Origin of the sequence: Rosistilla carotiformis (assembly GCF_007753095.1) — a bacterium.
Taxonomy (GTDB): Bacteria; Planctomycetota; Planctomycetia; order Pirellulales; family Pirellulaceae; genus Rosistilla; species Rosistilla carotiformis.
In genome coordinates, this window is the sequence record NZ_CP036348.1 from 1,902,922 (window position 1) to 1,917,188 (window position 14,267).

Consider the following 14,267-nt stretch of genomic DNA (forward strand, 5'->3'; position numbering starts at 1 on the left):
GTCACAAGGAACTTTATTAAGTGTTGGGAGGATAATCCCGGGAGAGATCGAATGCGTTTTATGCGGGCTCGGTCGGTTTTTGTCCGCTGGCAATATCCAGCAGTGATTCATGGTCGCAACTGGAAGCGGTCGACAACCGATCCCAGTTTTCCGAAAGCACAGGCAACGGATCGAACGAAACCCAAATCGGCATCGACGACATTAGCTTGGTCAACAGCACGCTGCCGCGCAGTAACCAGGCGACCTGAGCGAGCGAAAAACCGGTCGCCAGCACGACCGCGGATCCCGCGACCAATTCGATCGCTTCGGCGTCTTGCGCTACTTCTTGCTCGACTTCGTCGATCTTTGCAAACAGCTGCGCACTGTCGAATGCCGTCGGCATCGCGAGGATCGGACTTGTAAATGGCATGGGGACTGCTGCGGCAGGAGGAGCTTCCGGAGCGGCTGCTGCGCCGGTGTCCGCCGCAGCCGCGTCGACGTGGGCAATGGCCGGTCCGCTGCTGCGATACAACGACCGCGCAGCGGCAACTGGGTTGTTGAAAGTGTGTTGCGCAAACGGTTGAGGCTGGATCGGGTGGAAGGTTTGCAGCGGTGCCAAGTTGGGGACTGGCAGTGGATCGGCGATTCCATTTTCGGTTGACGCCGCAGGCGCGTTCCGTGGTGCGGCCGCCGCCCCTGCCGCAGCGGGATCTTCTGGATTTCCCTTGTCGGCCGGCCCTGCTTTGCTTTCGGCAGTGCGCGGCTTCGCATCATTGGACGCTGCTTTATTCTGAGCGACGCGCGCCGGTTCGTTCATATCGCGGACCGATTTCTCCATACCTTGCATCACGCCTTGCATCGCCATTCCTTGGGTCATTCCCATTTCGGCAAAGATCGTATTCATCGCTTCTCGAGCACTTGCCATGCTGGGGACGGTGTTTGCCATTTCAGCGTGTGGCAGCGCAGCAACCGTTTGTCGATTTCCTCCCGCATAAGGGTTCGATTGCGCGATCATTGTCCACGACTCCTGCTCCCAATCGTTGGTGCCAGGTTCGGGCGACTCTTCACTCGCGTCCGCAAGCGGGTTCCATTGCTCGATCTCGACATAGGAGTCTTCAAAGGCGAGGAACTCGATGTCGATCAGCAACCGCTCCAGGCCGCTCGGCTTGTGAACTAAGCGAGCCGGCGCGTTGGATCCGTCGTCGAAGAGAGCGAAGTCCTGCTGTACCCCAGCGACGAGAAAGGTGTCGTTACCGCTGCGGCCATCGACCACGTAGGCGGCGTGTGATTCTTCAATGACATCGTCGAACAAGGTTCCGGTGGTGATTGCCCACGACGCGATAGGGGGCTGTGAAGGGTCGGTCCCCAATAAGTCCGCGTTCAGGGTGACGACGGGAAGCGGTTCGAAGGAAAGCAAACGGAGCGCGGCAAGGTCGTTCAGGGAAACGCTCCACGACGTAGAAGACATCCGCACGCCATGGCTGAGCGACGCCGCGGGGGGCACGCCGGTGATCATCAACGACGCCGCATCTTCCAACGGCACCCACGGGGCGAATTCGACATCGATACCCACCGATTCCATTCGCACGGTTCGTGACAGCGCCGCCGGCGAAGTTTGATCGATCCCCGTGCCGATCCAGTATCCCGCGATTCCGCCATCGGCCAAGCCAACAATTGCACCGACCGGTGGATCCCGCAGCGGCGTTTCGTTCAGCACGATCGGTTCACCCACCGGCTCACTGGCGTCGTTGAATTGCTGGACCACCATCGTCGCAGGGTGCTCCCAATCGCCGCTGAAATACCCGACGGCAAAACCACCTCCGTCGATTCCGATAAGTGAAACCGACGTTTCATCGACGAGGGTGCTGGTGTTGATCGCATACTCCGAGATCAAGTCGCCGCTTGCATCGATCACTATCACTGCGGGATACGTTTCGGATTCCGAAGACCGTTCTCCCAACAACACCCAGCGTCCCGCATCCAGAGCGACGATCTCTAGCGTTGGTGCAAAGGTGGCGTCGGAAATGTCTAAGGGGGCGCTCGCCCATGTTCCGTCGACCTGTAAGATCCCCAAGAACTGTTGTTCGATCGAAGCGGCCGGATCGGCCGTGGATTGGATCCAAGAGATCGCAAAGTCGTTGGTGACGTGGGGCAGCAATCGCACGTCCTCAATGTGTCCCAAAGGCGTTGTCGAGGCGATCGAGAAAGATTCTCCAACGATGTTCCCATTGGAATCGAAACGTTGAAACTGGATGTTCGTGCTGGCATTTTCCCACCAAACAAGCATCCACCCCCCAGCCTCCAACCCGATCAAGTCCACGGTGTAGTCGATCGGTGTCGTGGTTGTGTTAATGTCGATTGACGCTCCCGTGGCCGCCCCGTCTTGGTCAATCCGCTGCAGATGAATCCCTGTCGAATCGGTCCAAGCGACGACCGCACGAGTGCCATCGAAGGCGGCCAGCGACAGCTGGACGGGGCTGTCTGGAGCGTGCAATTCGTTAGGATCCAACGCCGCGACAAGCGTTGGCGGTCCGTTGGGGGAGCCATCGGGTCGCGTGCGGCGAACCAAGATCCCGTCTTGCCCTTCCAGGTTTCCGGCGAAGACGAACATGTGGCTGCCATCGGCGAGCGCAGCCGCCTCGGCCTTGGAGTCGTCCCCTGGGCTCATCCCGGTGATGGTGGTTTCGGAGGCGTCCAGCCGTTCGATGGGGATGTCGAGCGTCAGCTTCATGCCAACCCAAGGGGCGGCAAAGTCAGCCTCCTCAAGAACATTCACCTCCGCGGCGGAGACCGGCACGTGAACCTCGGCAGCTTCCTCCTCCCACAGGTCCGACAGCGGCGCGGCAGCGTCGAAGGGAAAGCGATGCTCCAAACGCTCCAGTGCCAACATCACACCTCGGCGAGGCGGGCGAAATCGCGGCGGGAGGTTTCTGAAAGTCATCGGTTCCGATGTGAATAAGGCATCGATCAGACGAGCGTGCAAAGCTTTGGCCGCGGCAAACGAGCTTGAAGCGGCGAGAGTTCGACATCAGAACCATAGCTTTGCCCACACCGATGCCATGTCGCCGCGCGAAGGCTTTGAGCGACATCGCGCTCCGATTGCTGGGGCAGCTGGACAATTGGATGGGTCGTGGGGGTTTTTCGGATCCATCGGGCACACCTGGTTTAGCTCCGCCACACGACGCAAAAGCGCACGAAAAAAGCCCGCCGCTCGAATATCGAACGGACGGGCTTGTTTGGATTGTCTGCAGTTGCCGAGCGATTAACGCTTCGAGAACTGAACGCCACGGCGAGCACCGCGAAGACCTGGCTTTTTACGTTCCTTCATACGCGAATCTCGCGTCAGGAAGTCGCCATCGCGAAGCGTGTGGAAATGCTCTTCATTGAAGCTGACCAAGGCACGAGCCAAGCCCATGCGAACCGCGCCGGCTTGTCCTGTGGTGCCGCCGCCATGAACGCGAACCAGCACGTCGACAGCTTCACGAACCGAGCAGCTTTCCAGGGTCTGGACGATTGCTTCGCGGTCTTGGTCGTTCACGAAATAGGCTTCGAGCGGTTTGCGATTGATCGTCACCTTGCCGCTGCCAGCACGCACACGTACGCGGGCGATCGAGGACTTGCGGCGACCTGTTCCAAGTGCATCGCCGTTGATCTTGTCTTTCTTTACTGCAACCATAACTCAGTATTTCGTGGGATGATGCGTTGCCGCGTGGGCGGCGTCCGTGGGGGAATAAAAAAACTTCAGCGGAAGAATTCCAGCTTAGGTGGAGCTCGCGATGATCTTGCCAGCACCAACCAATGGTTGCGGCTGCTGTGCCTGATGCGGATGCTCGGCACCGGCGTAGATCTTCAGTTTATTGAGCATATGACGCGCGATTTTGTTCTTCGGCAGCATGCGACGGACCGCGTGGTACAGCAGATCTTCAGGCTTTCGATCTTGGCGGCCTTGATAGCTTTCCAAACGCAGACCTGGATGGCCGGTGTACCAAGTGTAATGGCGTTGTTCCATTTTCTTGCCGGACATCTTGATCCCTTCAACATTGGTCACGATCACAAAATCGCCGACGTCAATGTGAGGTGTGTATTCGGGGCGATGCTTGCCCATCAAGACAACGGCGATGTCGCTGGCCAACCGGCCTAGCGTTTGATCGGTTGCGTCGACGATGTACCACGATTTTTCGACTTCGCCGGGCTTTGCATTGTAAGTACGCTGACTGGGCACTTTTCTAATCCTTTCGATCCGCGACGACTCCGAATTGAGTCACCTGATAGAAACGTAACTTGTTATCTGGACAGCACTTAATGGAAGCATTGGAAGGGCCTGCCAAGCGCTGAACTCGGGGCATATCTTCGCGGTGCTGGATTTCGCGAGCTGTAATAGTGACGGAGTTTACTTCTATCGGACTTTTTTAACAAGCGGCTTTCTTAATGTTTCCCGTTTGTTTCAGTTCCTTTTGGCCCCCAGTTGTGACCGCAACAACCTGCATTTGCTACCTGCCCCCTTGCACCAGCGGTTCTTGCTCAACGAATGCTTGGTTTTCCTTGATCTCCACCTCGCAACTGTTGCGATCGGTAACGTTGGCCTACAATCCAACCGCGACGCAAACCCGTGGTTTTCCACCGATGGGAGCTCCTTTTTCTGCCAATCCAGGCACGCATGCATGGTTCGGGGATGCTTCAACCTCGGCCCCACCTGCGATCGATGAGGAGGCACCCTCGCCGACATGTCGTCGCTTCCCAATCAACGGGGCGAGGCGACATTGAACCCTTGCAAAAGAACCGATATCCGACGGAGCTAGCAATCGCATCGGAGCAACCCCAACATTTCGAGTCATCATCGAGGGCAGGGCAAGGAGTCATGGAAGCGAGCGAGCAAGGTGGGATTTCCGAAGCGTTGGAGCTGCACGAGCTGCACGTGCGAGTCGGATCGCGAACGCTGCTTGAACCGACATCCATCACGCTTCCGGCGGGAAAGATTACGGTCATCGTCGGTGGAAGCGGCGCGGGGAAGTCGGTCGTGCTGCGGATCCTGGCCGGGCTGACTCCGCGACACGACGACGCCATCGAGTGGTCCGGTTCGATCACCGGCAGCGAAGGTCGGCCGCTGCGGCGGGTCGGGATCGTCTTCCAACAGTTCGCATTGTTTGATGAGCTCTCGCCGCTGTGGAACGTTCAATTTGCGATCGATCACCGTCGCGATCGCTCGCAGCCGCCCGAGCAATCGGCGCGGCAATGGCTCGACGAATTGCGAGTTCCCACGCGGACGCCGGTTGCCGCACTCAGTGGCGGGCAGAAGCAACGGCTGGCGATCGCGCGTACATTGGCAGCCGATCCGGACGTGGTCCTGTATGACGAACCGACCTCGGGGCTCGACGCGGCGAGTGGTCGGCAAGTCGCCGCCCTGATCCAACGCACGCAACAAACGCATGGGCGGACCAGCATTGTCGTGACGCACGATTACGAAACGTTGCTGCCGATCGCCGATCATGTGCTTCTGCTGGATTCGGAGCGTCGGCAACTGGTGGCCGAAGAGCCTGGCGACTGGAAATCGATTCCCGATCGGATGCAACCGGTCGCGACCGAACCACGGGCCATCACGACCGAGCCAACGTTGGCGCAAACCCTGTCAGCACGCGGGCGTCTCGCGGCGGTTGATTTTATGGATGCCACCGGCGCGGCGATCATCACGGCGATACGTCTGCCATGGGACGCGATCCCGCGCATGCCGCGGATCCGTTGGGGCCTACGTTTCTTGACGCACTACTTGAATCTAGTCGCCGGTCCGTCGGCCTGGATCTATCTGATCATGGCGGGGTTGATCGTGGGTTTCGCTGGCACCCATTTTACCTTTCGTTATTTGCCTTTTTCGGTTTACACCAAACCGCTGCTGATCGAAGACCTTTTGGCGGCAATCGGGTTTGCGTTGTATCGCATTCTGGTTCCCGTGATGGCTACGATTTTGATCGCTGCCCGATGCGGCGCGGCGGTCGCGGCGGATGTGGGAGTGAAACGTTATGGTTCCCAGGTCGACGCATTGCAGACGCTGGGCGTTCGCCCCACGGCGTACCTTTTGGTGCCGATCCTGGCTGCCTTCGTGATCGGTACGCCGCTGTTGGAATGGGTTGGATTCCAAACCGCTCAGTGGATTAGCATGCTGACCTTCGCGATCAACCATCCTCAGATCAACGCTTCGTTTTGGCAGGTCCATTTTTACGCGCAACTGCAGAACGAAGATGCATGGTTCGCCGCAGGGGTATCTTGGGTGCTGCTGAAGAATGTCGCTTGTGGGATCGGAATTGCGGCGATCGCGTATTACCGTGGGATACGTCCCAAGCGAAGCGCAGGGGATGTCAGCGAATCGATCACCGCGACTGTCTTGTGGACTACATTGTTCGTATTATTAGTCCATTTCGTCGTGGCGTTTCTTGAATTCTGAACACGTCCGGCGCGAATACGTCCCCCCAATACCCGAGAGAGTAAGCATGGATAAAAAAGCGAAGAAGCGGCTGGATGTGATCAATAAGAAGTTGTCGCAATTGCGGCAAAGCTTGGCAGGCGTTCGCCAACAAGCCGATGAACCCGACGAGATCACCAACTTGGAAAGCGAAATCGCGAAGCTCGAAGCCGAAGCGACGGAACTGCGCAAAAGCTAGCGGCAGACGCGCTGACAAAACGCAATTCCAATCGGCCGCCCCTTACTGATTAATCGGGTTAGCGCTGTTACACTGGATGTTCGTGACTCGATTTGGATTTTGGGCATCAACGTTTTTGAGGCGAGTTTCAATGTGGCATACATCCACTGGCGACCGGACGCTGTCCGGTGCCGAAGCAACATTGATCGTGCAAACTTGCGTGACGATGATCGATGCGTTGGAATGGGAAGTTCGCAACGATAACGACGCGGTGGTTTGCGAATCGGGCGTCGAGTTGTACGACGATCAATTGGTCTGCCAACGGATCGCGCTGCTTAACGAAGTCTGCCACGGACTGCTGAGCCCCAATCAGGCGATGCCCGAATTGACCGCTGAGTTAGAAGCGACCGTGATGGCGATCTTTGAAACCGTCAAGTCGCATATCGAATTGGAAATCGATGCAGGCCATTGTTTTGGCGATTCGTGTTGCGACATCCGATCGATGGTCTTGGCCGCCTACGGCGACAACGCACCGGGCAGCGATTCAGAATCCTCAAGTATCGACGAAGACCTCGATGATATCCCCGATCCTTGGTGCGATGAGATCGATCAGTGGGATCTCGTCGTTGAACTGTTGGCCGATCGAATTCTGTGGGATCGCGACTTCGAAATGGCCAGCATGATCGTCGACGAAGAACCCGAGATGGCGGAAGCTTACAAGCAGGTCTTGGGAATCGACAACGATTACTTTTCGATGGCACCGCCCGAAGTCAACGAGAGCGATGCGCCATCGTGTCTGTACAATCTTCGCGCGTTTCTCAACCAATCGGCTTTGCCGCGGCGACCGCGCTGAACTCCGTCTGATTCGCGTTGCAAGCCTCGGTCCGTCATTCGCTCGTGCGGCATCGTCGATCGATTGCGCAAAATCCTTCCTTCTCTCGAACCTCCTTAATCGCAGATGAATGCTGATCTTTCGCAGTACCCCGAACTGGACGTGATCGCTGTCGGGGCACACCCCGATGATGTGGAAATCGCTTGTGGCGGGACGTTGGCGCGGTTGGTCGATCAAGGTTACCGCGTGGGGATCATCGATCTGACCGATGGGGAGCCGACGCCCAATTCCGCAGGGCCCGAGGTGCGATTGAAAGAAGCTCAGGCAGCTGCGGCAGCACTGGGCGTTCAGGTGCGAACCATTCTGGACCTGCCCAATCGTCGGCTGTTCGATTGTTTTGAAACTCGCGTGGCGTTGGCGACTGAGTTCCGAAAGCATCGTCCTAAACTGGTGATTGGTTTTGGCGATAAGACCCCCATGGCATCCCCCGACCATTGGCAAGCGATGCAGATCACCGATGCGGCCATCTTTTACAGCCGCTTGACTAAATGGGATAGCCATTTTGGTGGACTTCCCGTCCACACGATCGCCCGCCAACTCTATTTTCGGTTGGCAGTGGAGCCCGACCACCTCAGCGGTTGCTTGTCGCATTTGACGGTGGATATCAGTAGTACCTTGCAGCGGAAGATCGATGCGGTTGCTTGCTACGAAACGCAATTTGGCCACAAGCCGCAAATCATGCAGCGCGTCGCCGCGGCGGCGCAAATCACCGGCTTTGCCGCCGGGGTGGCAGCTGGGGAGGTCTTTGCGTCCCCCAAGTCGATCGCCGTCGACGACCTATTAAAGACAGCTGTCTTGTAGCCGAATTGCGGTTCTGGACGCGGAACGACATCCGAAACGGTGGCGATGCCGCCGGAGCGTTCTGATTTTAAGCGATACGTCGATTGCCGGCGTGAGGACGGAGGCATCTCTTGGAGTTGGCGTTGCTTAAACCTGCGACTCTCGACGATTTTCAATCTTTGGGCTATCGGGGGCCATTCTGCCTCGCATAATGAGAACATGAAATCTTTGCCAATTATCAACGGTTCTCCGATCCGTTCCGACCTGCTTTCCGGTCTCCCGTCATGTGGTTCGACCGTTGCCGAGCGACCGTTGCCGATGACGGCCCAAGAAGCCCGCGATCGTGGGTGGGACGAGATCGATATCGTGTTTGTGACCGGCGATGCCTACGTCGACCATCCCAGCTTTGCGATGGCGATTCTAGGGCGCGTGCTGGAAGCGGCAGGATTCCGCGTCGGCATCGTTAGCCAACCCGATTGGCAGAATTGTGAAGACTGGCGACGCTTCGGTCGTCCCCGCCTGTTCTACGCGATCAGCGCGGGGAACATGGACAGCATGATCAATCACTACACCGCCGGTCGGAAAGTTCGCAACGACGATGCGTACAGCCCCGGCGGACGGATCGGCACGCGTCCGGATCGGGCCACGCTGTCTTATTGTCATCGCGCTCGGGAGGCTTACAAAGGCGTGCCGGTGATCGCTGGCGGCGTCGAAGCTTCGCTGCGCCGCTTGGCCCATTACGACTACTGGGGCGACAACGTCCGTAAATCGATCCTGTTGGATTCCAAGGCGGATCTCGTCGCGTTTGGTATGGGCGAAGATGCGATCGTGGAGATTGCCCGCCGGTTGGATAAGGGGGATTCGGTGAAGGATCTGCGCGACATGCGTGGGATCGCCTATGTGACGGGAGCTTCCGAAACGCCTCCCGAAGACGCGCTCACCCTGCCGAGTTTTGAGGACGTGTCGTCGGACAAGACCTTGTTTGCCGAAGCGACGCGAATTATTCACAACGAAACCAATCCGCTAAATGCGCGGCGATTGATTCAGTATCACGGTAATCAAGCCGTGGTCGTGAACCCACCACCGCTGGCGATCACGCAAGATTCGATGGATCGGATCTACGGTCTGCCCTATACGCGGAAACCGCACCCGTCGTATCGCCAGCCGATCCCCGCGTTTGAAATGATCAAGAACTCGATCACGATCATGCGTGGTTGTTTCGGTGGATGCACGTTCTGTTCAATCACCGCCCATCAGGGGCGCGTGATTCAGTCCCGTAGCCAACAATCGATCCTGGGCGAACTGAATGAACTAGGGGCCGATCCGAAGTTCAAGGGAATCGTCAGCGATATCGGTGGTCCGACCGCCAACATGTATCAAATGCAATGTTCGCGTCCGGAAGTCGAATCGGTCTGTCGCCGCCAATCGTGCGTGCACCCCAAGGTCTGTAAATTGCTAGGGACCGACCACGGGCCATTGATCCAATTGATGCGCGACTCGCGGAAAGTACCCGGCGTGAAGAAGGTGCTGGTCGCAAGCGGGATTCGCATGGACCTGGCGCGGCTCAGCCCAACCTACATTAAGGAACTAGCCGAGCATCACGTTGGTGGGTTGTTGAAAGTCGCTCCCGAGCATTCCGATCCAAACGTGTTGAACTACATGCGAAAGCCGTCGGGGGACGATTTTGAAGCGTTCACCGAACAGTTCAACAAGTCCAGCAAGAAGGCGGGCAAGAAGCAATACCTTGTTCCGTATTACATCGCCAGTCATCCGGGCAGCGACATCAACGCGATGATCGATTTAGCGTTGTTCTTGAAACGCAATGGATACCGTCCCGACCAGGTACAGGATTTCATTCCGGCCCCGCTGGATGTCGCCACAACGATGTATTACACCGGGTTGGATCCATTCACCAAAAAGCCGGTCTTCACCGCGCGGAAGCTCCGCGATCGCAAGATGCAACGGGCGCTGATGCAGTTCTTCAAGCCCGCGAACTATTTTGAGGTCCGGCGTGCGTTGCAGGAATCTGGACGGCAGGATCTGATCGGCGAAGGCTGCGATTGCCTGATCCCCAGCAAGCCGCCCCACGAAGCGATCGTGCAACGTCGCAAAGGGGCCAATGCCGCGGTGAAGGGGGAATATGTGCATACGATCCCCAGTCCTAACAAATCGAAGAAGCGTAATAAGAAGCAGAGCCGCAATACGACCAGCAAGGGCTATCGTCCCGAACGCAAAGAAACGAAGCGTTCTCAGTAGTCGCTTGGCTACCGAGGGCATCGGGGACGTGTGTGAGTTGCATCCGCTGGGCGAGCCTGGATTTGCCGTGAAGATTCGTCCCGAGGTGTTGCCGCGGCCGTGTCGAGCGAAGATAATTGTCGGGTTCAGCGGGTTTGTGTCGGTCCAGGCGTTTGGGCGAAAAGGGGCTGGTCACGGAACAGCTTCGGGCGAAGGCTTGGGGGATTCGGTTTGACTGCAACGTCGGGAGAAAGGCTGCACCGCGTCAAAGTGCGCTTCACGCGCAGCGGTTATCACTTTGGCTTCGTGGCGTTGTTTACGATCGTCGGGGCGGTCGTTCGGGATCTGAATCTGCTTGCGATTTTGGCAGGGCTGTTGATTGGGACGCTGATCATTCAATGGCGTTTTTCACGCGGAACGCTTTACGGATTGACGGTGGCGCGGCAATTGCCGATCGAAATTTTTGCGGGCGATCTGTTTCCCGTCCGCTATCGGATCCACAATCTTCGGCAATGGTTACCCGCTTGGTACCTGCAGCTTGATGATCGAATCGTCTGTGAATCGAATCGGCGCGAAACCGCCAACGGCCATGCGGGCTTGGCGTACATCGGCGGCCAAGACGAACAACTGGCAACCTTTCAGTGCCGGATCGGTCAACGCGGCCGTTATCAATTGGGGCCGCTGAAGATCAGCACCGAGTTTCCGTTTGGCTTGACGCGGGGTTCGCGTTTGATCGACCGCCGCGAAGAATTTATCGTCTACCCACGATTGGGTCGATTGCGGAAAGGGTGGCGCGCTTGGATGCTTTCAGATCAGCCGGGGCTTGTCGTTTCCCGACGCCGCGCGGGCATCAATGAAGGAGATTTCTATGGCTTGCGAGGCTGGCAAAATGGCGACAGCCGACGGTGGATCCACTGGCGGACCACGGCCCGCATCGGCGAATTGGCAGTCCGCCAATTCGAACAACAACAGCGACAACAGATCGGCCTGTTGGTCGATTTGTATCAGGACACGCCTTCGGAGGAGAGTTTGGAACGGTTGATCGGATTCGCTGCGACGCTGATGAACGAAGTCCTCCGCAATCCAGAAACGCAGGTTGCGTTCGCGATCTCCGATGGCTTGGTGATCTCCAATCGAAACAGCCGAGGACTGGAATTTCGCCGACGCGTGATGAACAGTTTGGCGATGGCGGCTCGCCGCCCGCAACCAATGCTGCACGACAAGCTGCGTGAATTGGTGGGCGTTTCGGATACCAATTGGCCGCTGATTATCGCGAGCACGCGTCCGCTGAACCATCCATCACTCGCTGCCGAAGACGCTGCCGAGTCCGTAGCCGGGCGATTGGATCTGCGTTGGTTTAATTTAGCCGATACGTCGTCGGAGCAGATCTTTATGGAGACGCCCTATGAAGACTGAAACGCTGCTGAAGATCCATTTCGTCGCCCTGACCATTTTGGGAGGTTGTCTGCTGGGCGGGGTCTCGGGAACCGAAAGCTTGGCGACCATCGCGTTGGCGGCTGGGCTCTTCTCGTTGGTGTTTGTCGATTGGTTGGCGCTCGTCTACCTGCCTCCTTCGATTGCCTATCTCTTGATGGGCATCGCCAGTGTCTATTGCGTTGGAGGATTCTGGAGCGGCGTGGACGAGCGGCAAATTTCTGCGGTCGCGCGGCTGTTGGTGCTGGTTCAAGCGGTGCTGCACTTGCAGAAAAAGAGCCGCCGCGTTTTTGAACAGCTGAGCGTCTTCGCGCTGCTGGAACTGATCGTGGCCGCCGTCCTGAACGACGCGCTCTATTTTGGGATGCTTTTGATTCCCTTTTCGATCGTTGGGCTCAGCGCGATGGTCCAGCTGCAAGCTTACATTTCACAGTCCTTGACCAGCACTCCCAGTCGCGGCGGGCGGATCGATCCCGATCCCGAACCGGGCGCGGTCGACGCGCAGGAGGTCTCCGTGTCACCGATCGGCCTATTCGTTTTAGGGCCCGCGGTGTTGGCGTTTGCGGCGTCGTTCTTTTACGCGCTACCACGTTCCAGCGGTAGCGGCCTGCAGACTTCGTCGTTTGGCCCGGGGACGACAGGCTACAGCGACACCGTCCGGTTTGAGCAGATGGGAAAGCTGCTGCAGAACCCGCAAAAAGTGATGCGGCTTGAGTTGCGAAATAAGGAAACCGAGCATCCCTACACGATGCGGCAACCCATTTACCTGCGCGGGCAAGTGCTCGATGGGTACACCTGGAATTCGATCGACAATGTGGGGGCGTGGGGAACGGTGCGGCGCCGCGACTACGTTGGCAATCAACATCTACCTCGCGAGTACATTGAAGAGGACGCCGCCCGCCGGTCGAAATATGACCGGGTCGAAGCAACACTTCGGATCGAACCCTCCAGCGTGACAACGATCTTCGCGATCCCACCCTATTACGAATCGGAATCGCACGATTCGATTCGCCATTGGCCGCGTCATTGGTTGATCAAACGTAGTGGCAGTGAAGAGCGACACAGTCGGTTGGAATATTCGTTCCTGACCCATGCGTTTCACCGTGGGCTGCAATCGCCCTGGCTGCGGTATGTCGATCTGACCAGCGAACGCCATTACCCCAACACGATCGGTGCGTGGGAGCGGCAGATGCTGCTGGAAATCGATCGCGAGCGTCTCCCCAATTTGGTGGAGACTGCCGACCGAGTCGCTTCGGACGTGCGAACCAATTCAAGCAAGACGATCGATATTGCGTTGGGACTCGAAACGTTTTTGGGTCAAAATCCTGACTTCAAGTATTCGCTAGACCTTCGCGACCAGCGGCCCGCCAACGTCGATCCCATGGATTATTTTGTGTCGACTCAAAAGAGTGGGCATTGCCAATTCTACGCGGGTGCACTGGCGTTGATGCTTCGCAGCCAAGGCATTCCGGCGCGCTTGATCGTTGGCTACAAAACCGATGAATACAACAACTATGGCGAGTACTACATCGTTCGCCAATTGCACGCACACGCTTGGGTGGAGGCTTATTTCGAAAGGCATCAATTGCCCGCCGAGGTCGATCTCTACGGGCAGGCTCCGGGAGGAGGCGTTTGGATGCGTCTGGACGCAACACCCGCGGTCGCCGACGAACTGGCAACCGGCGGGGTGTCGCACATGATGGATTTCGCGCAAATCCTATGGGACGATTACGTGCTGGATATGAGCAATCGTCGGCAGCAGGGGACTCTGCAAGACCTGGGCCAAGGCGTTGGAGAGATCTCCGCGTACACGGTGTATCTGGAGAAGATCGACCAATGGATCCAGCGGCTCAAAGCAGGGGAACTAGGGGAGGGTTCGATCGCGATCCATGAGTTTTTCTCATGGCGGGTGACCGTGGTCAGTGTGTTCGTCTGCCTCGGAGCGGTCTTGGTGTGGCGGAATACCTACCGCGCGTCGCAGTTGTTCGCGTATCGCAGGGCGACCGGCGATACTGCAGCCGCATCCGGAGTCGCCTTCTTTGACCGAATGTGTTTACTGCTGTCGCGGATTGGCCTGTATCGCAAGCGATTCCAGACACCGCGTGAATTTGCCCGCGTTGCCCAAACCCAGCTAAGTTGCGATGATCATCAGGCTGCGGATCTCCATTGCGTCGTGACCCGGCTGTACGAACAGCGTTTCGGGTCTTCGCAATGCCTCGATGCCGACCAGCAGCAAGAACTCGATCAGGCGTTGCATCGAATTGAATCGATGCTTCAGCAAACGCCTCGATAACGCATCCCCCATACCAACCGAC

The 14,267-nt window shown here is 57.6% G+C and carries 10 protein-coding genes; 7 read left to right on the forward strand and 3 right to left on the reverse strand.

All coding sequences use genetic code 11. The features are described 5' to 3' along the window. Positions 1-58: 58 nt before the first annotated feature. The 3 genes from Poly24_RS07090 to rplM all read right to left on the reverse strand — a co-directional run bounded on the left by Poly24_RS07090 (position 59) and on the right by rplM (position 4,201). Complete coding sequence (locus Poly24_RS07090) at positions 59-2,920, reverse strand: hypothetical protein (RefSeq protein ID WP_145092497.1); 2,862 nt, start codon at positions 2,918-2,920, stop codon at positions 59-61. Between the two features lie 321 nt (positions 2,921-3,241). Then, entirely contained in the window at positions 3,242-3,655 is a 414-nt protein-coding gene (rpsI, locus tag Poly24_RS07095; RefSeq protein ID WP_145092500.1) for a 30S ribosomal protein S9, read from the reverse strand. 84 nt (positions 3,656-3,739) lie between these two features. Continuing rightward, positions 3,740-4,201, reverse strand: coding sequence for a 50S ribosomal protein L13 (rplM, locus tag Poly24_RS07100; protein ID WP_145092503.1), 462 nt, complete (start codon positions 4,199-4,201; stop codon positions 3,740-3,742). Between the two features lie 636 nt (positions 4,202-4,837). On the opposite strand from rplM, the gene Poly24_RS07105 reads away from it, so the two are divergent. The 7 genes from Poly24_RS07105 to Poly24_RS07130 all read left to right on the forward strand — a co-directional run bounded on the left by Poly24_RS07105 (position 4,838) and on the right by Poly24_RS07130 (position 14,245). Next, positions 4,838-6,415, forward strand: a complete 1,578-nt coding sequence (locus Poly24_RS07105) for an ABC transporter permease (RefSeq protein ID WP_145092506.1) — start codon at positions 4,838-4,840, stop codon at positions 6,413-6,415. A gap of 46 nt (positions 6,416-6,461) precedes the next feature. After that, on the forward strand, positions 6,462-6,632 hold the full coding sequence (locus Poly24_RS26895; RefSeq protein WP_197452388.1) for a hypothetical protein: 171 nt from the start codon (positions 6,462-6,464) through the stop codon (positions 6,630-6,632). Positions 6,633-6,762: 130 nt separating this feature from the next. Next, on the forward strand, positions 6,763-7,464 hold the full coding sequence (locus tag Poly24_RS07110; protein ID WP_145092510.1) for a hypothetical protein: 702 nt from the start codon (positions 6,763-6,765) through the stop codon (positions 7,462-7,464). A gap of 105 nt (positions 7,465-7,569) precedes the next feature. Continuing rightward, positions 7,570-8,304: a PIG-L family deacetylase gene (locus Poly24_RS07115; protein ID WP_145092513.1), complete on the forward strand. Its 735-nt coding sequence runs from the start codon at positions 7,570-7,572 to the stop codon at positions 8,302-8,304. 198 nt (positions 8,305-8,502) lie between these two features. After that, positions 8,503-10,539: a YgiQ family radical SAM protein gene (locus tag Poly24_RS07120; RefSeq protein WP_145092517.1), complete on the forward strand. Its 2,037-nt coding sequence runs from the start codon at positions 8,503-8,505 to the stop codon at positions 10,537-10,539. A gap of 210 nt (positions 10,540-10,749) precedes the next feature. Then, entirely contained in the window at positions 10,750-11,934 is a 1,185-nt protein-coding gene (locus Poly24_RS07125) for a DUF58 domain-containing protein (RefSeq protein ID WP_145092520.1), read from the forward strand. Further along, positions 11,924-14,245, forward strand: coding sequence for a transglutaminase TgpA family protein (locus tag Poly24_RS07130; protein WP_145092523.1), 2,322 nt, complete (start codon positions 11,924-11,926; stop codon positions 14,243-14,245). The genes Poly24_RS07125 and Poly24_RS07130 overlap by 11 nt, the downstream gene beginning before the upstream one ends. The last annotated feature ends 22 nt before the right edge of the window (positions 14,246-14,267 follow it).

Coding starts and splice junctions, on each gene's coding strand:
- Poly24_RS07090 (WP_145092497.1), bottom strand. CDS start 2,920: ATGACTTTCAGAAACCTCCCGCCGCGATTTCGCCCGCCTCGCCGAGGT.
- rpsI (WP_145092500.1), bottom strand. CDS start 3,655: ATGGTTGCAGTAAAGAAAGACAAGATCAACGGCGATGCACTTGGAACA.
- Poly24_RS07105 (WP_145092506.1), top strand. CDS start 4,838: ATGGAAGCGAGCGAGCAAGGTGGGATTTCCGAAGCGTTGGAGCTGCAC.
- Poly24_RS26895 (WP_197452388.1), top strand. CDS start 6,462: ATGGATAAAAAAGCGAAGAAGCGGCTGGATGTGATCAATAAGAAGTTG.
- Poly24_RS07110 (WP_145092510.1), top strand. CDS start 6,763: ATGTGGCATACATCCACTGGCGACCGGACGCTGTCCGGTGCCGAAGCA.
- Poly24_RS07115 (WP_145092513.1), top strand. CDS start 7,570: ATGAATGCTGATCTTTCGCAGTACCCCGAACTGGACGTGATCGCTGTC.
- Poly24_RS07120 (WP_145092517.1), top strand. CDS start 8,503: ATGAAATCTTTGCCAATTATCAACGGTTCTCCGATCCGTTCCGACCTG.
- Poly24_RS07130 (WP_145092523.1), top strand. CDS start 11,924: ATGAAGACTGAAACGCTGCTGAAGATCCATTTCGTCGCCCTGACCATT.